This is a genomic window from Streptomyces sp. NPDC050388, from assembly GCF_040655635.1.
Lineage (GTDB): Bacteria > Actinomycetota > Actinomycetes > Streptomycetales > Streptomycetaceae > Streptomyces.
On sequence record NZ_JBFAKH010000042.1, the window covers coordinates 25,085 to 46,328 of the forward strand.

Consider the following 21,244-nt stretch of genomic DNA (forward strand, 5'->3'; position numbering starts at 1 on the left):
AACCCCGGGGCCGGTCCGCGGCCCCGCTCCACGACAAGGACGGACTGCATGACGAACACGAACACCCCCTCCCGCCACCTGCGGGTGGCGCCGCTGGGGTTCCTCCCCGAGAACGGCCTGGCGCTCGACCTCGGACACGGCGCCGCCGCCGTCACCGTCACCCGCGACGGCTGGAAGGTCGTCCAGGCCGACACCGGGCTTCCCGAGTTCCGGCGCACCGCCGCCACGAAGCCGCTCCCCGTGCCCGCGCCCGGCGGATCGCTCACCGAGCTGCGCGAGCTGCTCAACGTCGGGGACGAGGAGTGGCTGAAGGTCACGGCGTGGCTCCTCGCCGCGCTCCTGCCGGACATCACCCGCTCGGTGCTGCTCCTCACCGGAGTGCCGTGCAGCGGGAAGTCGGTGACCGCCCTGCTGCTCCAGCACCTGGTCGACCCGGGCTCGCCCTTCCGCCGGCTCCCCGCCAACGAGGACGAGTGGATCGCCGCCACGGACGCCACCCGGGTCGTCGGCTTCGACGACGTCGCCCGCGTCCCCGACTGGCAGTCGGACGCCCTGTGCGCGGCCGTCAGCGGCACCGCCATGACCAAGCGCGGTCTGGGGGAGCCCTTCCCCTTCGTGCCCCGGCCCGACCGGGCGTTCATCCTCGCCGGGAGCCTCGCCCCCGACGAGCTCCGGGCCGACCTGGCGGACCGCACGGTCACCGTGGAGCTGCCGCGGCTCACCGAGCGCCGCCCGGAGTCGGAGCTGTGGAAGGCGTACACCGAGGCCCGCCCGCGCATCCTCGGCGCGCTGCTCGACCTCCTGGTCGCCGTCCTCGGCACGCTGCCGACGGTCCGCGAGAAGGCCGACCGGGGCGAGATCCCGAAGCTGCGCATGGTCGACCACGGCCTGGTCCTCGTGGCGCTCCAAGAGGCCACCGGCGGCCGCGCCGCGTAGGACACTCGAACCACCGACCGAAGGAGAGGCAGTGACAGCCCAACCCGAGCACCCGGCAGACGGCCGGGTCCCCGCGATCCCGCACACCATCAACGCGATCGGTGACGCCCTCACTGGTGAACAGCGCGCCCGTTTCTACGGCGAGGTCCTGGCCGCCGAGGAAGACGACGTCTCCGGCGTCATGCGCCGCTGGTGGAAGGTCGCCATGCTCGACCGCGCCCGGGGCGCCGAGACCAGCCGGGCCAACGCCGCCGGCCGCCGCCTGGTCGCGGTCGAGGACCTCCTGGAGCAGGTGGAAAGGGCGGCCGGATGACCGGCCAGCCACGGCGCGGCTGGACCGTATGGACCGAGGAAATCCCGGCGAGCATCATGCTCGATATGCCCCCGGATCTCTCCAAGAAGGTCTTAAATTTCCTGCTCGCCCTGGGAATTGAGGCGGGCGCCGCTGTCGACGCGGACCGCGAACCGCCCGGCGATCCGATGGACGACCTCGGGGTGCGCTATTCGCTTGAGATCGCAGGAGAAGCGGTCATCATCGAATACGCCGTCATCCGAGAGGAACGGCAGATCAGAATTCCGGTCCTGGTCTGGTTCCACTGACCGCAATGCATGAAGAGACCCCCGGCAGGGTTAGTGCCGGGGGTCTCTTCGCGGCTCAGGGTAGAGGCCAGCGGCTGCGCACGCCGGACCGCACGCAGCCGGGCCAGCATTCTCGCAAGCCGAAAAGCTGACCGGAACGCTGGCTGCCCGGACGACACGGCCGCCTGGTACTGGATCTCCGGTCACTGACCGGGAGCCTGCCCGTACGGCGGACCCCGGGGGAAGTTCTTGCCCGCGGTACGGGAGCAGAACGGGTTCGTAGGACCCCGCTCCACTAAACGTCCGTGGTCAGTGGCATGGTGCCGTACATCGGCAGTCTGTTGGTCAACGTGGTGTGTGTGGCGCCTGTTGGCCTCCCTCCGGTTCATGATCGGAATGAGGGAGAGGACAAAGGGGGTTCCCCTCGCGGGGAACCCCGGCAGGCCGGGTGAAAGGCACAAGCGCGCGGGGAGCGCAGCACGGGGAGGGGCGGCCGGTGGCCTGGGTCACGAAGATCACGGAGGACGCGCAGGTCGAGTACCGGCTCAAGCAGCAGGCCGGATGCGACGTGGTCGAGTCCGAAGCTGAGCAGACCGTCGTCCTGGACGATGGCGAGGACCAGTCCGTCGACTACCGGCTGCGCCCCGAGGGTGGGTCCGCCCTGGTCTGGATGGGCAGCGGCCTGGAGGCCGTCGGCCTGGTCGAAAGCGCCGAGCTCGACGAGGAGGGCAAGCAGGCGGCCCGCCTCCTGATGGCCGGCTGCCACCCCGAGACCGGCGCCCGCCTGATCAAGTCCCGCACCTCCGTGCGCGCACACGAAAAGGCTCAGCTGACCACCGCCCGGCTTGTCGAGGCCATTGAAAAGGCCGCCGAGGAAAAGGGCGTTGAGCCGGGCGAACTGTTCGAGGAAAAGCCGAAGCAGAAGCGCGTATTCGAGCAGCAGCAGCGCAACGTTCACCGCCTGGGTGACATGCACCGCATGCAGGTGACCACCCTTCACAAACTCGCGCGTGCCGCCGGGATTTCCCTGAACGACGTCTATGGCGAAACGGAACTCGCCACGGCATGGGAGAACAAAGACCTTCGTGTCGACGACCGTGTCCGAGGCTGGGACGTGGTCCTCGACCTCCCCAAGTCCGACAGCGTGGTGCAGGCCCTGATGGACTCGCTCAGCGAGCAGGAGATGCGCGACCTGGTCCACCAGGCCAAGCGCGACACCTTCCGGCAGATGGAGCGGTGGGCCGGGTACGCGGTCGGCAGCAAGGACGGCGAACCGATCCGGCTCGCCACCGGGGGACTGCTCGCCTGGAGCGTCGAGCACCAGAGCGCCCGCCCGATCCGGGCCGGGGAGCCCGGCGACCCGCACCTGCACCTGCACGTCACCGTCGCCAACATGGCGCTGTGCGAGGACGGCGAGTGGCGGTCGATCGCCAACAGCGGGCAGGACCTGCACCGCCACGCGTCGGCCCTGGATGCCTACTTCAAGGCCCGCGTCCGAGCGCTCACGCACGAGCGCTTCGGCATACGGCGCGCGCGCAACGAACGCACCGGAGCCTGGGAAATCGTCGGCATCCCCGACCAGGTGCGCGACCACTTCTCCCGCCGGGCCGCGCTCGTCGACGAGAAGGCCGGCGCCGACGCCAGCCGCCAGGAGAAGCAGGCCGTCTCCATGGCAACCAAGCGAGACAAGCTCGACGTCGACGCGACCACGATGCGCGAGAGCTGGAGGCAGCGCGCCGAACAGGTCGTCGACGACGTCGACGCGATGGTGGCCGCGGCTGCCCCCGGTCCGCCCGGCCCGGACGGCGGCGCCGGTCTGGACGGGCCCGGCACCGGCCCGCGCATCCCTTCGCCCGGCGACATCGCGGCCGTCGTGTTCGACCCCAAGGAGGGGCTGACCGCGAACGACAAGACGTTCAGCCGCGCGCAGCTGCTGGCGGCCGTGGCGAACGCGCTGGAGTTCGGGATCGACGCGGACCCGGACAGCCTGGAGCGGCTCGTCGACGACGTCCTGGAGGTCGAGGGCCACGCGGTGCGCGTGCCCACCCTCGGCTCCACCGTCATGTCGTCCATCGCCCGCTACACCACCCAGGACATCCTCGACGCCGAGGAGACCGTCCGGGCCCAGGCGCTGGAACGGTTCGACAGCGGCGCCGTGCAGCTCACCGCCGACCAGGCCGCGGCCGCCGTCGACATCTTCCAGGTCGCCGCCGGGTTCGAGCTGTCCGCGGAGCAGTCCGCCGCGGTGACCCGGGTGCTGACCGCCGGGCACGGCATCGACGCCCTCATCGGCGTCGCCGGGGCGGGCAAGTCGACGCTGATGGAGGCGTGCCGGATCGGCTGGGACGCCACCGGCACCACGTACGCCGGCGCGACCCTCGCCGCGGTCGCCGCGAAGAATCTGACCGACGCCTCCGGCATCCCGGCCCGGACCGTGGCGGCCTGGCTCGGCGAGATCGAGAACGGCAACGGGCTGCGCGGCGTCGACGTCCTGGTCGTGGACGAGGCGACGATGGTGGACGACCGCGCCGCGGCCGTGCTGATGTCCGAGGCCGCGCGCACCGGCACGAAGGTCGTCGGCATCGGCGACCACCTCCAGTTGCAGGCGATCGGCCCCGGCGGCTGGTTCAGGGAGACCCACCGCCTGGTCCACGGGCTCACCCTCACCGAGAACCGCCGCCAGGAGGACGCCGCCGAACGGGCCGCGCTGGACGTCTGGCGCACCGGCAACCACGAACTGGCGCTGCGTATGCTCGCCGATGGTGGGCGCGTGCACCCCGCCGAGACCGCCGAAGACGCCCGCTCTCAGATCCTCATGGCTTGGGACGAACTGCGTCTGCAGGAGTGGGCCGACCCGCACGACCTCATCGCCAACATGGTGGTGCTCGCCGCCCGCAACAGCGACGTCGACGCGCTCAACCTCGGCGCACAGGCGATCCGCCGCGAGGCCGGCGAACTCGGCGACGAGCACACCTACGCCCTGCCCGGCGGCGACACCCTCACCCTCGCCGTAGGCGACATCGTCCGCGTACGGGAGAACGACTACCGCAGCCGCCGCGGCGAGGGCCCGGACATGCTCAACGGCTACCGGGCCGTCATCACGGCAATCGACGACAACCACCGTGTCGAGATCACCTGGCGGGTCAAGGACGCCAAGGCCCCCGGCGGCCACCGCACCGAGTCCGGCTGGGTGACACCGCAGAAGGTCGCCAATGGCGCGCTGTCCCTCGGCTACGCCATGACGATCGCCGCGAGCCAGGGCCTGACGTGCAACACCTCGCTCATGTACGGGCACGGCGCGAACGCCTTCGCCACCTATCCCGGCATCACCCGGGCCCGGCGCCAGAACCACCTGTGGCTGCCGCTGGCCGTCCTCGAGGACGAACAGACCCGGGCCCGGCTCGGCCAGTCCCGCACCGAGAAGGAGCGCCTGGAGCGCGCCATCGACGCCTTCGCCCGCTTCCTCGGGCAGTCCCGGCCGGACGGCATGGTCTCCGACCTCCTGCAGGAACCGCCGGCCCCTGCGCAGCTCCCCCGACAGCGTGACCTTTCCGCAGAGGAGGCCCACGCCGAGTCCGAACGCAGGCTCCGGCAGTCCCGCATGGCACGGGCGGGACGAGCCAAGTCGGTGTCCCTCTCCTCCCGCCAGCAGCAGGACGAAGCCCAGCGCGAGGAGCGGGCCCGGCGCTCCGAGGAGAAGGCCAAGCAGTTGCTCGCCCGCATCCAGGCCGGTGCCGAGGAACGCGCAGTCCCGTCGTGGACGAAGCGCATCTACGGCACCGCCTCCGCCCAGGAGCTGAACCGGCTCATCGCCGAGGGCGACCGGCTCGCCGCCGACGCCGAGGCCAGCGCCGCCGAGGCGGAAACCAAGGCCCGGGAACTCGCCGCGCGACTCGACCACGAGAAGGCCACCGGCCGGCCCACCCGCGGGCAGCGGTTCGCCGCAGAGGCCGGGGAGGTCCTCGACCAGGCGGACGCCCATATCGCCACCGCCCGGGAACATCTGGAGACCGCGTTCGCTGCGGCCGGCCACGCCGACGACCGCGCCCGGCAGTTGGCCAAGGTCGCCGAGAGCGAAGGCAAGGGCCGTATCGCGCTGCGTCTGGCGGGGACGTCGCTGAAGGAGTACCGCGAGCTGACTGGGCGCCTGACGGGGGAGCGCGCGGCGTACCTCCAGCTGGAGGCCGACGCGAAGCGGGACGCACGGCAGGCCCTGCGGGAGGCATGGGACGTGGTGAAGGAGAGCCGGTTCGCGGAGAGCTTCAGTGTGGCGAGTACGCCGGTGCCCGACCACGTGGAGAAGGTCGCCGAGCGGCTCGTGGAGATGCGCTCCGTCGCCGAACGGCGCGGCCACAGCATGGACAAGCGGGATCGCGACGACGTCGGCCGCGCCACCCGGCAGGCGGGCGAGTTCAGGGGGTGCGCCGCCAGCCACCGCGCTCAGGCGGCCGACGCCCGCGCCGAGAAGGCCCTGCGCGCCACGATCGCCGAGAAGTACCCGGAGCTGTCCGACCGGGAGGCCACGGCCCGCCGCGCCCACCAGCAGGTACAGCAGGCGAAGCAGGCCGCTCAGCACCAGCCAGCCGCCGCCGTACACCCGCAGCCGAGCCAGTCCAGGGGGCGGGGCATGAAGTAGAGGGTTGGGGAACAGAACTAGAACCGGCGCTAAGCCTGGCGGTGGGGCCCACAGCCTCGCCCCCCAGTCAGTCGTGGATCGGCGGGACGGGTTTCGCGATCCGCATCGGTACGAACAGAGCTATGTAGTACCCGACGAACACGAACACGGTGACTCCCGCCCGCATCACTACACCGCCCCCGTTGAGGGGACCCGCAGGCCACCACACGAGGCCCAGCGCAGCCGCTAGGCAGCCAATCCACCACCACATCAGCGCCCACCAGGCCTGCAACTTCTTCCGGTGCTCCCGTCCTTCGGCGGCCCGTGTCTCTGGGGTGTCGGACCAGATGCGGGCGTTCCAGGCGAGATAGGCCATGCGCTGTTCGTGCTCCATGTCGTCCCAGTCGGCCGGGCGCAGTGGTACCTGGAAGCCGTGCTCTTCCAGGTACGCCGTACGGCGTTCGCCGCTCATCTCGCGCCAGCCGTCGGGCGGCTGCCACGCCATGAGTTCCCTGCTGCTCTTGGGCGTCATGGCTGGATACGGTACTGACCGGCTGCTCGCCCGTGGGCTCGTTCACCCCGAACCGGTTTCGGGGGAGGAACATCGACGTCAAATCGTGCGGTAGCGGCAGGTCGGCGCGATGTCGCAGATAACCGCGATGCACGCCGACGACTTGTCTGCAGCGCCCTCTCCCGGCGGACCGGAGTGCCTGGCGCGCGAGGTTCCTGGACTTTCTGGACCGTCCTTCGCACGCGCGCGTGTGCGGCAAGTGCTCACATGTCCGAGTTCTGCAGCGTGCCCTGTCAGTGCCCGGGCGCATCATGACCGCGAAACCGGAGGCGGTAGAGGGGGAGGGCCAGTGCAGTTGACTGCCGATCACGCCGAGTGGGGGCGGCTGGACGTCACCCTGGACGATCTGGGCTGCGGCAAGTCGTGGCAGGAGATCCACCGGGTGCGTGGTGTGGAACTGACGTGCCCGGAGTGCGGCGGTCAGGTCCACGCCCGTCTCTCCAAACTGGGCACCCGGCACCTCTACCACCGCACCAAGCCGCCGTCGTGCTCGCTGGCGAACGAGTCGCTGGAGCATCACCTGCTCAAACTGGAGCTGGTGACCTGTGCGCGGGCCGCAGGCTTCCGGGCCGAACTGGAGGTGGCCGCACCCACCGGGGAATGGCGGGCGGACGTGATGGTCTTCAGCCCGGACGGCACCCGGCTGATGGCGCTGGAGGCGCAGCTGTCCCCCATCACCGTTGAGGACATCGCGGCCCGCACCGGTCTGTACGAGCGGGACGGGGTGCAGGTGTGTTGGTTCGCCTTTCGGTCGCGCCCGTGGGTGGGCGCGGTGCCCACGCTCCTGGTCCAGGCTCCCGAGGACCGCGGGCAGGAGTGGAGGGTGGCCGCCGGCCTGGCTCGCTTATCCGCGAGGCCGGTGAGCTGGTCGCCGGTCGGTGCGGCACTGAGCGATGCGGTGGCGTGGATGCTGACGGGCCGGATCGTGCCGCACGAGCCCCTCGCCAGTGCCCGGCGGGTCACCGACGGAGACAACTGGTACAGCTGGGCAGAGGGCTGGACCAGGTCCTGGAACGACGGGTGGCGTCTGTGGTGGACGGCCCCCGCCTACGCGGCAATGGACGCCGAGTGTGCCCGGGAAGAGGCTGAGGCCAGGCGCCGGCGGCAGGCGGAGGAGAAGGACGCGGCGCGGCGGCGTGCGATCGAGGAGAAGGAAAAGGCCAGGAAGAAGGCGGCCAAGGACCACGCGTACGCCACGTTCTGGAGCCGCACGGGCCTGGACCAGCGGCAGTGGAAATACTTCCGGGCCATCGCCGAGCTGTTCTTCGACCGGGACCTGGTCTTCGGCGCTCCGGATTCCCGGTACGGCGACGGCAGACCGGTCTATGAACGCGGCGGACCCGACGGCAAGCAGTGGACGCTGGTGGGAGTCGCCTGTCCGGACCCGTGCCGGCTGAGGGCCTGGGCGGAAGAACTGCCCCTGCTCGTCCCTTTCTATAGCGAACTCGACGCCCTCGCTGGCCGGGCGTGGGCGCCTTTCCAGGTCTATGTCCTCGACCCGGACACCGGCGAGATGTACCAGGAGCGCGTACTGCCGGCAACCGCGATCTGACTCCGATGTTCCTCAACCCCCGACCCCGAATGACCGTCAGCTCTTCGCCCGGCGGCTCTCATCGCGTCCTGGCAAACTGAGAAGGGCCCCAGGCCGCCCGTGAGCAGCTCCAGGGCCCTTCCTGCCGCCGTGGGCTCTTCTCAGGCGCTCCCAGCGCCCTCCAGCGCCGCCATAGGCTCCGTCGCGCCCGTCTGTTCGTCGTGCTCGCGCAGCATTCGCATGACGGTCGCCGGGGAGGGGTGCTTGCCCTTGCGGGCTCCCTTGGTGATGACGAGCCGTGCAGCGATCTCGCGCAGGCTCAGTTCCTGGCCCCGCAGGTGCAGCGCCATGCCGAGCATGTCGTCGTTGGTGACGCTCGCGCCGCCGATCGACTTGCCCCGGGCCCGTGCTGACTCGTGGCCCTCCAGGGTGCGGTCTCGGATGTACTCCCGCTCCATGCCTGACATTGCGGCAAGCACGGTGAAGACGACGCCGCCCGGGTCGTGGGAGCCCTGGAGGTCGCCGGTGAGGAACTGCAGGCCGACGTCGCTGGCGCGCAGCTCCTCGGCAAGCACCGCGAGGTCCATGCCGCGGCCGAGCCGCTTGTGCTCGTGTACGACGAGGGTCACTGCGACGCCGGAGGCGCGGATCTCGCGGGCGAGGCTGACTGCCTTTTCCAGCTCCGGGCGCTTGGTGGCGCGAGTCGAGATCTTCTCCGAGAAGATCCTGGTGACCCCGGCGGCCGCGAGGGAATCAAGCTGGGAGTCGAGCGACTGGCGGGCGGTTGAGGCGCGGGCGTAGCCGATGCGGACGTGGCCGACCGGTTCGGCGCCGGCCCCGGCCGGGCGCGGCAGTTCCACCCAGGCCGTACCCGGCCTGCGCACCGGAGGGACGGGGACGTTCAGGACCTTCGCCAGCGAGGGCGCGAGGCGGAACCGGGCCGTGTGGTACTGGATCGCCACCCGGCCCTTGGTCGTACGGCACGGCGAGCCCGCCGGGGCGGCGCAGGTGGACATGGGGCAGTCGTGCGCTTCAACGCGCAGGTAGTCGTCGCTCACGCGATCACTGTTTCATGTGTCTGTTTCAAATGACAACCCGTTTGAAACGACCCATGAAACAAGGAACGTGCAGCATGATCGCCGTGCGGCGGGGTGTTTCATGAGCGACCACCTATGAAACGCCGCCGGCAGCTCTGCCCGCCGCTGGCCCCACACTCCAACACCCTCAGAGCATCACGCTCAGCTACATGTCGGTTGGATCACCATTCGTTAAGGCCCGCTTCTCCTATCTCGGACACCGGCCGCAAGGTACGGCGTCGGCATGAAGCAGACGTTGATCCCCGACACGGGTTGTCGACACTGCCGACCTAACGGAGCTCTACCAGCGTTCAGTCCTGTGGGTCGGACCCCGCGGTTTCCACTTCGGTCTTCAGGCCATCTTCGGTCCGCGTCCGCTGGGCTAGGGGCAAGGTTGGTGGTTGAACTGGAACCATGCCGTAACCAACCCTCCGAGCTCGCCATGCCTTAAAGCGGCCCCAGAGCTGCCACCATTGCGGATCGTAGGCAAGGTCCAGGCGGCCGGCGTCCAAGAACGCGCCCTGCCTTCGCTGAAGTTCGTAGACCATGTCTACGAACTCCCTCTTCTTCGGCTGACCAAGGTCCAAGACATTCGGGGTTACGGCGAAGAGGTCGTGAGCAGCCAGGAGAACCGGAAACGGCGCACAAAGTTCAAGGTCGAACATTGCACACTTCAACTCAGCAACAGCCTGGACATACCCATGGCGAGCAGCGGCTGCAGTTTGTGGCGTGTGTCCAGACTCGCTGTCTGGCAGGAAGCACCACTCAGCATAGGCAAACTCGACCTGCACAGTGGCTTCCAGAAAGCGCCGGTAAGCCAAGGCCCGGTCCTCTCGGCTGCCAACTCGGACAACCCCAGACGATTGGCGGCGAGTTGCCAGGGCTCGCGCGACGGTCGTTCCTGCGCGGGCAGTCAGGCCGAAGGATGCTGGTTCCATGCTGGTGTTCTACCGTCCTTTCGCCGGCCGCCACTCACCGATGGTGAAACTGCTCGCCCGAGGGCCTCAGGAGTCCATGGACGGCCCACTGCACTGCCGATGCCCGTCCGATGGGCGTGCCTCGCCGTGGTGTCAGATGAGGGTGTCACCCCCGCCGTCGGGCGCAGAGTCCAGCGAGAAGCGGGGCTTCCTGTCCGCCGTGCTCCGCGGCCGGCGGGCCCCTGCGGCGGCGAGAGCGTCCAGCGTGACGACGCCGCTGCTGAGGATGGACTCCAGGGTCTCGGCCTGCTGGGGCTCGAGGCCGACCAGACGGGTCAGGACGGAGAGCAGGTCGAGAAACTCGCCGGTCCAGTCCGGATCCCACGCCGTGGCGTTGACGTCGTCGAGCGGCGAACTGCGGCGGCCGCCGGGTTCCCTCTTGCGGTAGTCGAACCACGACTTGATGACGTTGCGGCCGCCGACCGCGTAATCCCACACCTGCCGCGTAACCGGCCCGAACTCTCCATCGCCCATGACGATGGCCTGCCGGTCTTCGACGTAGACCAGCATCTCCGGCAGCGCCGTGACCGGCTTCTGGCACAGCGGGCGCTGCGGATCGCCGACGGGCAGGCGCACGTCACCGGCGGGCCTGCCCTCACCGGTGAAGCACTGGCCGTAGGTGTGGAGCCACAGCACCTGACGGCCGAGACCGACTGCCCTGGTCCAGAGGGCGGCGTCCTCGGTGACGGGGATCCGTATGCCGGGCGTGGTCAGTTCGTCGGCGAACGTCTCGGTGAACGCCGGGTGGGCGACGACGCCGGCGACGTACGCAAGGACGTCCTCCGCGGTGACCTCGGCGCCGAGGATGCCGGTGAGCGCCGTGGTCAGGCCCGGCGCGAGGTTGGGAGTGTTGTCCGGATGGAGGAACGGGAGGGTTCTGCCGCCCTCGGAGCCCTTGAAGTGGTCGAAGTCAGGGAGCAGGGCGGAGAACACCACGCCCGGCCCAGATCGGATGATCTTTCGGTGCTGTTCGACGACGAACACTTGCCCGGGTATGCGTGCGGCCCACAGGTCGCGGCGGGGCATGTCCATCACGCGGGGGTCGGCGACCACCCACTGCCGGTCGAAGGCCCGGTAGCCGACGCGGGCGGTGGCCGGCTTGGTCGCGGTCTCCTGGAGGAGGGGCTTCCCGGATGTGGGGCTGGTGTCGTCACCGGGCAGGCGGGGTTTGGTCTTTTTGAGGTGGGCGTCCCGGCCCTCCTTGAGGAGCTTGGCTTTCCGGTCGCGGTCGCCTTCACCGATGAGCTGGGACCATCGGCGCTGGAGGACGCCGCGGCTGGGCGCGTACACCCAGGTGCGGGTCGGGAACACGCCGGGCGAGTACCAGGGCAGCAGGTCGTCGAGGGCCGGATAGGTGTCCCACTGGCTGGTGCTGGCGGGGGTGAGGGGGGCCGTCCAGTCAGTGCGGCAGTCGCGCCATCCGTGGTCGTCGAGCTGGGTGGCGGCCAGGGCCGCGAACTTGTCGGGCCGGCGCCCGGTCAGGGCGCGGTGGCGGATGCGGGCCGGTGTGGCGTTGTCGGTACCGGCGCGGCGGACGAAGATTCCAATGGCGAGGGGCTGGCGCACGCCGGGGAAGATCCGGGTCGGTATGTCCGGGGTCTGGCCTTCCGGGGTGCAGTCGATGATCCATCCCTCGGAGGCGTAGCGGCGCAGGTAGGCGCGCATGCCCTCGAAGGCGGGGCCGGTGAGGTAGCCGGAGGTGGTGATGAAGGCTATGACGCCGAGGTTGCCGTCGTGGTCGGTGGGGGTGGATTCCCAGACCTTCCAGGTGGCCCAGCGCCAGAAGAAGACGTACAGGTTCTTGAGCTTGGCCTTAAACCGGCTCATCCCGGGGACGATCCAGTCGTCCAGGATGGCCGTGGTGCCCTTCTTGGTCTTCAGTTCCAGGCCGCCGTTCTCGACCCAGCCGCCGGTGCCGTTGGCGAGTTCGGCGTAGGGCGGGTTGCCTATGACGACGGTGACGTTCGCCCGGGCCTTGATCTCGTTGGCCTTGCGGCGGGAAGCCGCTATCAGCTGGAGGGCGGAGCGGAACTGGGTCTCGGCCGCGTTGGGGTCGTCGAGGGTGTCGGTGACGAACAGCTTGAGCCCGCCGTCCGGCGGGACGGCCTGGTAGCTGTTCAGCTGCTCGGTGGCCCGCAGCTCGGCCACCGCGTACGGGCCCATCTGCAGCTCGAACCCAGCGATCCGTTCGGCGGCCCGGGTGACCGCGCCGGAGACGGCGCCCGGCCCGTCCTGGGCAGCGGCATTCGCCGCGATCCGCTCGAGTACCGCGTGCAGGTAGGTTCCCGTTCCCATGGCCGGATCGACCGTGAAGACCCCGGGGTCGGCGAAACCCCGTTGCTTGCCGAGGCGGGTAACCAGGACGTCGTCGGTGAGCCGGACCATCTGCTCGACGACCTCGACCGGCGTGTAGTACGAGCCGGACCGCTTGCGCAGCTCGGGGTCGTACTCGTCGAGGAAGTGCTCGTACAGGTGCAGGTACGTGTCGCGGCCGCCGCGGCGGATGCGGGCCCAGTCGACGGCGTCGACCGTGCGGGCCAGCAGGTCGAGCGTGACCCGGAAGTCCACGGCCACGTCGTCGGTGAGGAGCTGCAGCGCCCGCCCCATCAGGGAGTGGTCGGCGCGGAGCTTCTCGCCGATCGTGTGCAGGGACTCGCCGAAGACGGTGATGTCCTCGGTGCGGGCCAGCAGCAGGGCGAAGGTCACGGTCTGCGCGTAGCCGTCGGCGAACGTCGCCTCGTCGGCCTGGGGGAACAGCATCGCCCGCCACTCGGCGGCCAGCCCGAGGAAGGGCTGCAGGCGCTCGTCGGCGCCACCCCGCACGGCCGCGTGCTCGGCCGCCAGCTGGTCCAGCACCTCCCCGCGCAGCAACCGCGTCATCCGCGCGATGGCCGTGACCAGGCCGCCAAGACTGGTGATCGGGGCCGGATTCCAGGTCAGAAAGTCCGCCAGTAACGCCTCGAACTCCGCCGGAGCGCTCACCCTGCCGTCGTAGAGGTCCCCTGTGAAGTGCACCGTGCGCCGGTGCACACCGTCCTGGTACAGGCGCCACTCGGTGCCGTTGGTGTACAGCAGGTTCGGCAGGTCCTGCTGCCGTTCCCACTGCACCTTGTCGTGCCCGCGCAGCGCGGCCGGAGCGATGGCCTTGCCGGGCGCCTTGACCTCGACGTATCCGGTGATCGCCCCGTCGACGCTGACCCCGTAGTCCGGCCGCACCCGCCGCTCGGTGTCACGCACCTCGTCGTGGAAGACGGCCCGCACCCCGAGCTCGGGTCCGGCCGCCCGTAACAGCTGCTCCAGCGGGCTGCGTATCGCAGCCTCCGGCTCCCCCGGGCCGGCCAGCTTCGCCCCGCACTCCGCCCCGAACCCCTTGACGGCTCCGGCAAGCCAACGCGCTATCTCTCCCACACGCCCCCCCAAACAAGCAGAACGCGATCATGCCAGATCAGAGATTCAGAGTTAACACCCCGTCAGGAAGGCTTCTAGAGAGGGTGTGTACCCCTGCTGGCCGACGGCACACTGAGCCCCCGCTGCCCCTCCCTCTGCCGTACTTCGGCGGCCAAGAGCTCGCCGAAGGTGGTATCGGGGACGGCGAGGATCTCCTCGCCGCGCTGCTCAATGTGGCCATCGAGATCGACACGTTCGAGGTAGACCCCGCCACCCTGGTCTTCCAGAACGAGGCCGCGCCGCCTCCAGGAACAGCCAGATGACTCCTGACCACGAGTAGGCCCTAGGTTCGTCCCGGACCACCTATGAACTCCAGGAAGACCACGGCCCGAACGGAGACCACCCGTGCCCAGAGGCATCACCATCGGCGCGACCCACTACCCCACTAAGGAAGCCGTCCGGAACATCTGCCGCGGCATCGTCCAGCGATACGGCATCGGCGGTGACGTCACCGACCCCCAAGACGACGCGTTCCTCCGCCACCTTCTCGAACGCCATCCCGAATACGACCTCAAGCGGGGCGCCGGCATCGCACACTTCCGCGTCATAGCCCACACCGACCACGGCCGCAGAAGCATCGGGCTCGCCCTCGTGCGGCTCAACAGCGAAGTGGCCGACTTCTCGTGGAACGCCTGCTTGACCCCGCTCAGCCACCGCACCCAGGTTCTCGCCGCACTGCGGCACGCGATCGACGCCCAGGTGGCGGCCGCACGGAACGCGGCGCTCAACTCCGGGCAGCCGCTCGTCTGCTCCGTCACAGCCGCGCCGATCCCGTCCGCTGCCGAGCTGCATATCGACCACGCGGCACCAACGTTCCTCGACCTGGCTGAGGAGTTCATCGCTGGCAATGGTGGCGTGGACGCTTTCCGGATCCTGCCCGACTCGGGTGCCGGGGTCAGCTACATCGAGCTGGAGGACAAGGTGCTTGAGCGGCGCTGGCAGGACCACCATCAGGAACGTGCCGTGCTGCGGCCGGTACTGAAGCGGGTCAACCTGTCGGATCTGCGACGGGCGGGTGGGCCCGGCACTCCCGCTCCATGACTGGACCTGGCCGACGCTACCGGCGGGAACCACATCCGAGAGTGCGTGGGGCCGGCACCCTTTCCGCGTCGCGTACCGGTATCTGCCTGGTGGGGGCAGCGTCTGAGAAGACCACGGCGCGGTGAAAGTCTGGTGACGCCACTACGACGTCGGTGACCGGGCGAATCGCATCCCAGGGGAAGGTCCCCAGCTTCTTCCAGGTGCCCGGGTACACGTTGAGTCGGAGGGCGAAGTAGAGATCCAGCACGAAGCACACCACCCGCCGGCTTTTGCCCTGCCGTTCGGCCAGGTCGAGTTTTCGCTGAACGTCTGTTCTCTGCCCGTCAGCGTTCGGCCGGAGCAGACCCATGATCTCGTGCACCAGGTCAAACAGCCCCCGGGAGTCCAGGTTCTCGGACACGCTGACGACCACGTTCCCGTTCCGGGAGGCGAGTAGCCCCTCGTCGTCCACGTAGGCGTGGAAGGGCGCGGTGCACGCAACCTGGCAGAACGTGCATATCCGCCCGTCCGATCCGGCGGGGCAGCGGCGACCGCCGCATCCGTAGGTGCGGTTTGTGCGGATACCGACCCGCTCCATGGAATGCACTGCCTCCAGGACCGTGTCCAATTGGCTGGTGGGAGTGCGGGCGGGCACCTCGATCACCCACGGCAGGGTCAATCCGAACTCGGCCGGTTCCCCCTCGATCGGTCCGGGGTGACGCTTGTTCCAAGAGGAGAAGTTCCTCAGCGCGGAGGAGTTGACGATCGACACGACCTCGACGGCCACGCTCTCACCCGCGAAGTCGTAGCGGCCGTTATGAGGATCTCCGTGGCTGGGCGGGATGTGCATGCCCCCGCAGCCGAAGCACCTGTCGTAGGGAAGGATCGGGCCGAACAGCCTGCGGCACGTCCAGAAGGCGAACTGCTCCGAAACCTGTCTGCGCACAGCCCAAAGCTCCCCTCCTACTAAGCAGTTGTCGTCGGCTCATCATGCGTCGAAGAGCGTGCGAGGGCATCGGCATTACACGGTTCCCCTCCTCGTGACCCAGGTGGCCTTGCCGCAGTGCGTGCGCACTGCGGCCCGGGGTCAGCCGATGAGGGGGCAGCCACGGTCGACAATCGTGGCCGCGGGGGTTTACCCATCAAAGGCGCCGCTCCTCGTTCGACAAAACGGGCCCCGACGGGGACAGCCGTCTCCCACGGGAGACCGATGAGCAGACCGGATACCCGGGGTACCTGCCACGCTCCTCGGCGCCCACCTCCGGCCACCGGCCTTCTCCCTCGCCTTGACCCCCTTACTCGCCGCCGGGCAGTGCCGGACGCGGTGGACGCTCCCCTGCCCTGACCAGGGCCCGCCGGCCATGACTGCCCAGGAGTCCTCCACCCTCCGCCGGTGGACCTCCCGGCGGACCTTCGTGCAGGAGTCAGCCGGTGGTCCGTACGCCCTTCCAGCCTGGTCCGAGTCCGCGCCGGCGCACCCGTCCGGAGCCCGGCGCGGGCACCTCAGGGACGTCCTGGGTGGCGGCCGGGGCGAGTCGGCGACGCAGTGCGGCGGTGGCGGCCGGGACCGCCGCAAGGGCTCGCGCGGCCTCCGGGTCGATCGCCGCGAGGGCCTCGGCGAGCATGTCGATGGCGTCGGCCGCGTCCTCGACCGCACCCGTGCTCCAGGTCCTCGGCGTCACCGTGTCGACCAGCTCGCACGTCGCGTCGGCCACCGCCGCCGCCCGCTGCTCGACTCCCGGCCCGGCTTCTCCCAGCTCCATGTCCCGCCCAACAATCGCGCCGTCCGGCCGGATGTCCAGCACCACGGCGAAAGGCCCGCGCAGTGTGAGCGCGGGCCCTCGTATCGTCCCGGACAAACCGGAGTTGCTCCTCGCGGTCATCGCCAGCGCAACGACACTTAGGGCGCGCTACCGACCAGGCGGAGGGCCGGCCGGTCTTCCTCGGCGCCGAGCATTCGACGAACCTGAGGCACGCTCCAGGCCAGTTCACGTGCCAGTTCCGTGATTGTCAGGCCATGGTCGCAGGCAAGGGCGAATGCCTGGGATAGCAGCGCGGGCTGCTCGCTGGGGTAGCCAGCTAGGGGGTCCGGAGCGAAACCGGGTTGCCCCTGTAGGCCGTGCAGGCGCTGATAGGCGCGGCTCGCCGAAGAGTCCGACAGGAGGCCGAGTTCTCGGCAGCGGTACAGCAGGGAGTGCACCGATACTCCCCAGGTGTCGCGCAACTGCGACAGCTTGTGCAGGTCAGCTCGTGCGGGCAGCTCGGACAGGATCGACTCGCGGGGTGTGAGGAACTCCGCTGCGAAGGTGTCGGCTTCACGTTCTTGGGCGATGTCACCAGGGCTGGCGTCGCCGTGCAGGATCAAATGGCCCAGCTCGTGGGCGGCGCTGAAGCGGTGCCGGTAGACGTCGTCGGTCCTGTTCGGGGTCAATACGATCAACGGCCGTGGAAGGCGCGATGTGGAAAAGGCGTCGACTGATCGCAGGTCCTCGTCGCGCTGTGGAGTGATCACTACTATTCCGCGCGCTTCCAACCGCCGGATCAGGTGGGTGATCGGACCGGCGCCCAGCCCCCACGCGACTCGTAGGGCTCGGGCGGCGGAAGCTGGGTCGCTGGGCAGTTCGGTGCCCGAGAGGACCTCCCCACCCGCGAAGCCGGGCAGGTCAACCACCGGGAGCCGGACACGCTTCTCCAGTGCGTAGGTCAGCTCCCATGCCTGTTCGGTGAACGCGATGGCTTTGGCACGCTGGTAGGACCGCGTGCTGCGCAGGCTGCGGAAATGCGCGGCGGAGGGATCCAGCCGTGCATGGGGGCGCCCCGACAAGAAGTACATCAACGGCACCTCCAAGATCTCTGCCAACCTCGGCAGGAGGTCAGGGCGAGGCCGGTTGGTGCCCATCTCGTACTGGCTCACCGCGGCCGGGGTCACTCCAAGCTCGTCGGCCAGACGCCTCTTCGTCATCCCCAGGAGGCTGCGCGCCTGGGCCAGCCGGGCGGGATCGAATGCCTCGTGTACTGCGGCCGGGGAGGGCTGTTCCAGACCCGCGCGGCCTTTGCGAGCGCTGCGGCTGCCGGATGCGGTGAACAGCGGTGGCTGGGTTTTCTCACTCATCGCCGTCTTCTGTTTCGGGGTTCGTTGGTTCCTGCTCGGCGGACGGATGCTTGGTGTCCTTGAAGCGCGGGACGACATTCAGCGAAGGCACCTCGCCGCCGGCCCAGCCCTGTGTGGGGATGGCGGTGCCCGCATCGTGCAGATCACCGCGAGAGCGGCTGGAGTCTTGCGCGGTGGCGATGCTCATGTCGAGCCGCTCGGGCTCCCACCGCATGGTGCCGTCGTCTTCCAGCGAGTAGGGCGTGCCCCACCAGGCGGCCAGAATCTCGTCGCTGTCGGCGTTGGCCACATACGCAACGTAGATCACTGTCAGCTTCTCCGCTTTGGCCGCCGCAACGGCTTCAGCCACCGTTGGGTTTGCCTCCGCTTCGGTGGCGTCAGGAGTGTCGAACAGAGTCGGAGCGGGGTCTACGCCGTTGTCACGGGACACCTTCTGAGGGATCTTCGTGCTCAGCTTCGCACAGGAGATCGGCTCCTTCAGTGATGTGGCGTGCCGGAAGGGGATCAGTACCCGCCCGTTGACCACAGCCAGGCTGTACGACGCCCCCTTGGGCTTGTGAGCCTCGTAGCCAGGTAGCGAAGCCAAGTCGAACTGCAAGACGACTTGGTGGTAGCGCGTGGCCCACATACTGCCGTAGGGACGCTTGTCCTCGGCCCCTGCGGACTTTGCCGTCACCTGAACTAACCGGGCCGCCTTTTGGCCACGTGCCAGGCCGGTAACCACGTGCCGCATCACATCTGCGGCGTGCTCACCGAATTGCTCGACGGCCCACCGCGACGGCGTGACCTCACCAGCCATGATCCCCCCAGAGGACTAGTCGCGTACTCACTTACCGAGCGAGCGTCAAAGTATCACGATCACTTAATTTCTGGCCGCCAAACGCCCACTTGATAGGTGGCTTGCGCGCATTATCTAGCTTGGTTGCACATTTCTCGCAAGCGGAAATAATGGCGAATAAGCAAGCACCTTGGGACTCGTGAGACCGTCCGACGCGCGCACCCGCGAAGGAGCGGAGAACGGATTCCGGACCCCGGCTATCTAGCTAGACTGCGCGCCATGTCGCTGATGCCTTTCGTGGTCGCTGTCGAGCCCGATGATCTCCTGGCGCTGAACGAGGTGGTGAGGGTCGGCAAGAAAGCCGAGCAAGAGTGGCTGACCGAGGCGCGGAAGGCCCACGGCACCCAGTTCCTGCGGGGCAAGGCGCTGAGCGAGGCCCGCGGGGCGATCCGCTCGGAGTTCCGCAAGCTCCGGGAGCGGGGCAAGCTCGCCGGGACCCGCGACCTGGTGGTGGCCCGCGAGGTGCGCGCCGAGCTGAAGCGGCGGGGGATGGCCGGCGAGTATGACCCCGTCCCCGCTGAGGAGTTCGCGGTGCCCGGCCGCCGGGTCGGCACCGGACCGCAGCACTACCAGCGCCACGGCTCCGAGCCAACCAAGCTGACCGGCCGGATGTACGTCAAGCTCCCGGGCGCCCTCGGCGACCAGCTCGTGCGCGCCTGCCACTGGACGTCCGCCCCGGCCGTGACCGCGCTGTGGGAGTGGCAGAAGCGGTGGGGGGACGGTCCGGAGGTCATCTTCCGGGAGGCCCAACGGTCCGGCGCCGTGACCCTCCTCGACCTGTGGTGTGCCGCGATGGCGCCCCGGCCGGACGCCGACAGCATCCTGGAGAAGGCCCAGCTACAGGCCCAGGTGGTCACTACCGGCGACGTCATCCGCACAGCGGTCAAACGCGCCACCCGCTGACGGCCCCCGCCGAGCGCTGATCCCAGCGGGTCTCTCGCCTGCCCCATTGCGCGCAATCTAGCTAGATTGCGCGCAGGTGGAACGCGAATTCCTGCTGCCCTGCTGCTGGCATTTCCGCTGGCGGGTTCACGGGCGGGAAAGCGTGCGGGTCAGCTTGCGCTTAGGCATGCGCGCCGGTCACTCTTCGGCTTACCTGAACAGGAAGGAGGACCCGTGGCCGAACACGAGCCGGACATCGTCGCTGAGGTCAGCGAGAAGGGCGGCGTCGGGAAGACGTCGTTGACGGCGGGCCTGATCGCCGTGGCCGCCGAGCTGGGGCTGAGGGTCGGCGGTGTCGACCTGGACCCGCGGTCGACCCTCACCGACGAGCTGGGCATCATCGACCCGGAGCTGTCGGTGAACGACGTGTACTACGTCGACCCCGACAAGCCGCCCCGGGATCCGGCGCAGATCGCCCGGGACGCGTTCGTCCCCGCGGGCAAGGACTGGCCGTCCAACGTGTGGGTGCTGCCCTGCATCCGGAAGTTCGGCAACCGGGAGACCGACGCGACCACCGGGATGGAGTTCCGGCTGAAGCGGGCCCTGTGGGGTCTACGGGACCTGGTCGACGTGCTCTTCCTGGACGTGCCGCCCCGCGCCGGCGGGAAGATCGTGGGTTCCGCCCTGATCGCGACCAAGAAGGTGCTCATCCCCGCGACCCTGAGCGACGACGGGCACGACGGCGCGGTCGAGGCCATGACCTCGATCGGGCACTACACCGCCCCGGGCGGCCTCAACGAGGGGCTGGAGATCTCCGGGATCGTGCGGAGCATCGTGCCGCGCGGCGACTCCTACCGACAGATCCACCAGGACTGGAGCGACCGGCTCGTGGAGGACTTCGGCGACCTGGTGCTGCCCACCCTCATCAAGAACTACGCGATCCGCGAGGTCTGCCGCACCGGCTCCATGCCGATCACGGCCGCGCCTGGCCGGGAGGCGAAGATCCTCCAGGGTGTCTACCGGGAGATCCTGTTCCACACACTGCCGCACCTGAAGGAGAAGTCCTGATGCCCACCTTCGCGGAGAAGGCCCGCCAAACTCAGCGGGCCAAGCGCGCCGGCCGGGACGAGAAGGACCCGGCGGACCTCTCCGGCGCGCAGGAACCGGACTGGGACAACCCCGAGAGCTGGGGTGGGGGCGGTTCCGACGCTGGCGATCCCGCCAGCGGGAATGCTGGCGATTCAGCGGGCGGAAACGAGAGCCCGGAACAGAAGCCACCGGCCGCACCCGCTTCCGCCCCGGCCTCCAAGGGCGGCGCGCGCCCGCCGCGGCGGCGGGGCCGGCCCCGTGGTCCGGAGCGGGTGCCGGTAACCGTGCGGATCCTGAAGTCGACCGACCGGAAGCTGACCGCGGCGGTCGAGCAGACCGGACTCAACCCGCAGACCCTGGTGGAACAGGCCCTGGAGGCGCACTTCCGGCGGCTCAAGGTCGAGGACCCGGGCCCCGAGTCGCAGGGGGACGTCGCGTGACCACGTTCGACATCGAGTCGCTGCCGCCCGTACTGGGGGTCCAGCCAAGGTGAGGCCAAAAGCCACAACGGCTCCGCCGTGAGCTACGAGGTACTGCCTTCGAGCTGGCGCGGAACGCGGGAGGCGCGTAG

The 21,244-nt window shown here is 69.3% G+C and carries 18 protein-coding genes; 10 read left to right on the top strand and 8 right to left on the bottom strand.

The genetic code is table 11. The features are described 5' to 3' along the window. Nucleotides 1–48: 48 nt before the first annotated feature. From AB0I73_RS23665 to mobF, 4 genes are all read left to right on the top strand, one after another. Nucleotides 49–936, top strand: a complete 888-nt coding sequence (locus AB0I73_RS23665) for a hypothetical protein (RefSeq protein WP_363040385.1) — start codon at nucleotides 49–51, stop codon at nucleotides 934–936. A 31-nt stretch (nucleotides 937–967) separates the two neighbouring features. Beyond that, a complete protein-coding gene (locus AB0I73_RS23670) occupies nucleotides 968–1,249 on the top strand; it encodes a hypothetical protein (RefSeq protein WP_363040387.1) in 282 nt (93 codons plus the stop codon). Further along, a complete protein-coding gene (locus tag AB0I73_RS23675; protein WP_363040389.1) occupies nucleotides 1,246–1,536 on the top strand; it encodes a hypothetical protein in 291 nt (96 codons plus the stop codon). Before AB0I73_RS23670 ends, AB0I73_RS23675 begins: the two co-directional genes overlap by 4 nt. Before the next feature lie 475 nt (nucleotides 1,537–2,011). After that, complete coding sequence (gene mobF, locus AB0I73_RS23680) at nucleotides 2,012–6,151, top strand: MobF family relaxase (protein ID WP_363040391.1); 4,140 nt, start codon at nucleotides 2,012–2,014, stop codon at nucleotides 6,149–6,151. A gap of 67 nt (nucleotides 6,152–6,218) precedes the next feature. On the opposite strand, the gene AB0I73_RS23685 is transcribed toward mobF, so the two are convergent. Next, nucleotides 6,219–6,662 (bottom strand): hypothetical protein, encoded by a 444-nt coding sequence (locus AB0I73_RS23685; protein ID WP_363040393.1) that lies wholly within the window; start codon nucleotides 6,660–6,662, stop codon nucleotides 6,219–6,221. 328 nt (nucleotides 6,663–6,990) lie between these two features. On the opposite strand from AB0I73_RS23685, the gene AB0I73_RS23690 reads away from it, so the two are divergent. Next, complete coding sequence (locus tag AB0I73_RS23690; protein WP_363040395.1) at nucleotides 6,991–8,253, top strand: competence protein CoiA family protein; 1,263 nt, start codon at nucleotides 6,991–6,993, stop codon at nucleotides 8,251–8,253. Between the two features lie 140 nt (nucleotides 8,254–8,393). On the opposite strand, the gene AB0I73_RS23695 is transcribed toward AB0I73_RS23690, so the two are convergent. The 3 genes from AB0I73_RS23695 to AB0I73_RS23705 form a co-directional block, all read right to left on the bottom strand. Further along, nucleotides 8,394–9,290 carry a recombinase family protein gene (locus tag AB0I73_RS23695; protein ID WP_363040397.1) on the bottom strand — a complete coding sequence of 299 codons (897 nt, stop codon included), beginning with the start codon at nucleotides 9,288–9,290 and terminating at the stop codon, nucleotides 8,394–8,396. A gap of 329 nt (nucleotides 9,291–9,619) precedes the next feature. Next, on the bottom strand, nucleotides 9,620–10,129 hold the full coding sequence (locus AB0I73_RS23700) for a hypothetical protein (protein ID WP_363040399.1): 510 nt from the start codon (nucleotides 10,127–10,129) through the stop codon (nucleotides 9,620–9,622). A 249-nt stretch (nucleotides 10,130–10,378) separates the two neighbouring features. Then, nucleotides 10,379–13,693 (bottom strand): type ISP restriction/modification enzyme, encoded by a 3,315-nt coding sequence (locus AB0I73_RS23705; RefSeq protein WP_363040401.1) that lies wholly within the window; start codon nucleotides 13,691–13,693, stop codon nucleotides 10,379–10,381. Nucleotides 13,694–13,722: 29 nt separating this feature from the next. Between AB0I73_RS23705 and AB0I73_RS23710 the strand changes: the two genes are divergently transcribed. Together AB0I73_RS23710 and AB0I73_RS23715 are read left to right on the top strand one after the other, a co-directional pair. Next, nucleotides 13,723–13,995 carry a hypothetical protein gene (locus tag AB0I73_RS23710; protein WP_363040403.1) on the top strand — a complete coding sequence of 91 codons (273 nt, stop codon included), beginning with the start codon at nucleotides 13,723–13,725 and terminating at the stop codon, nucleotides 13,993–13,995. An 82-nt stretch (nucleotides 13,996–14,077) separates the two neighbouring features. Beyond that, a complete protein-coding gene (locus AB0I73_RS23715; RefSeq protein WP_363040405.1) occupies nucleotides 14,078–14,773 on the top strand; it encodes a DCL family protein in 696 nt (231 codons plus the stop codon). 16 nt (nucleotides 14,774–14,789) lie between these two features. On the opposite strand, the gene AB0I73_RS23720 is transcribed toward AB0I73_RS23715, so the two are convergent. The 4 genes from AB0I73_RS23720 to AB0I73_RS23735 all read right to left on the bottom strand — a co-directional run bounded on the left by AB0I73_RS23720 (nucleotide 14,790) and on the right by AB0I73_RS23735 (nucleotide 18,663). Then, a complete protein-coding gene (locus AB0I73_RS23720; RefSeq protein WP_363040407.1) occupies nucleotides 14,790–15,698 on the bottom strand; it encodes a hypothetical protein in 909 nt (302 codons plus the stop codon). Nucleotides 15,699–16,176: 478 nt separating this feature from the next. Further along, entirely contained in the window at nucleotides 16,177–16,611 is a 435-nt protein-coding gene (locus AB0I73_RS23725; RefSeq protein ID WP_363040408.1) for a hypothetical protein, read from the bottom strand. A gap of 41 nt (nucleotides 16,612–16,652) precedes the next feature. Further along, the gene (locus tag AB0I73_RS23730; RefSeq protein WP_363040410.1) at nucleotides 16,653–17,864 is read right to left on the bottom strand and encodes an XRE family transcriptional regulator; all 1,212 of its coding nucleotides are present in this window, start codon (nucleotides 17,862–17,864) and stop codon (nucleotides 16,653–16,655) included. Then, a complete protein-coding gene (locus tag AB0I73_RS23735; RefSeq protein ID WP_363040412.1) occupies nucleotides 17,857–18,663 on the bottom strand; it encodes a hypothetical protein in 807 nt (268 codons plus the stop codon). The genes AB0I73_RS23730 and AB0I73_RS23735 overlap by 8 nt, the downstream gene beginning before the upstream one ends. A gap of 258 nt (nucleotides 18,664–18,921) precedes the next feature. Between AB0I73_RS23735 and AB0I73_RS23740 the strand changes: the two genes are divergently transcribed. From AB0I73_RS23740 to AB0I73_RS23750, 3 genes are all read left to right on the top strand, one after another. Beyond that, nucleotides 18,922–19,605, top strand: a complete 684-nt coding sequence (locus tag AB0I73_RS23740) for a hypothetical protein (protein WP_363040414.1) — start codon at nucleotides 18,922–18,924, stop codon at nucleotides 19,603–19,605. Nucleotides 19,606–19,818: 213 nt separating this feature from the next. After that, complete coding sequence (locus tag AB0I73_RS23745; RefSeq protein ID WP_363040416.1) at nucleotides 19,819–20,652, top strand: ParA family protein; 834 nt, start codon at nucleotides 19,819–19,821, stop codon at nucleotides 20,650–20,652. After that, on the top strand, nucleotides 20,652–21,113 hold the full coding sequence (locus AB0I73_RS23750; protein ID WP_363040418.1) for a hypothetical protein: 462 nt from the start codon (nucleotides 20,652–20,654) through the stop codon (nucleotides 21,111–21,113). The genes AB0I73_RS23745 and AB0I73_RS23750 overlap by 1 nt, the downstream gene beginning before the upstream one ends. The last annotated feature ends 131 nt before the right edge of the window (nucleotides 21,114–21,244 follow it).

Coding starts and splice junctions, on each gene's coding strand:
- AB0I73_RS23685 (WP_363040393.1), bottom strand. CDS start 6,662: ATGACGCCCAAGAGCAGCAGGGAACTCATGGCGTGGCAGCCGCCCGAC.
- AB0I73_RS23710 (WP_363040403.1), top strand. CDS start 13,723: ATGCCAGATCAGAGATTCAGAGTTAACACCCCGTCAGGAAGGCTTCTA.
- AB0I73_RS23675 (WP_363040389.1), top strand. CDS start 1,246: ATGACCGGCCAGCCACGGCGCGGCTGGACCGTATGGACCGAGGAAATC.
- AB0I73_RS23750 (WP_363040418.1), top strand. CDS start 20,652: ATGCCCACCTTCGCGGAGAAGGCCCGCCAAACTCAGCGGGCCAAGCGC.
- AB0I73_RS23735 (WP_363040412.1), bottom strand. CDS start 18,663: ATGGCTGGTGAGGTCACGCCGTCGCGGTGGGCCGTCGAGCAATTCGGT.
- AB0I73_RS23740 (WP_363040414.1), top strand. CDS start 18,922: ATGTCGCTGATGCCTTTCGTGGTCGCTGTCGAGCCCGATGATCTCCTG.
- AB0I73_RS23730 (WP_363040410.1), bottom strand. CDS start 17,864: ATGAGTGAGAAAACCCAGCCACCGCTGTTCACCGCATCCGGCAGCCGC.
- AB0I73_RS23665 (WP_363040385.1), top strand. CDS start 49: ATGACGAACACGAACACCCCCTCCCGCCACCTGCGGGTGGCGCCGCTG.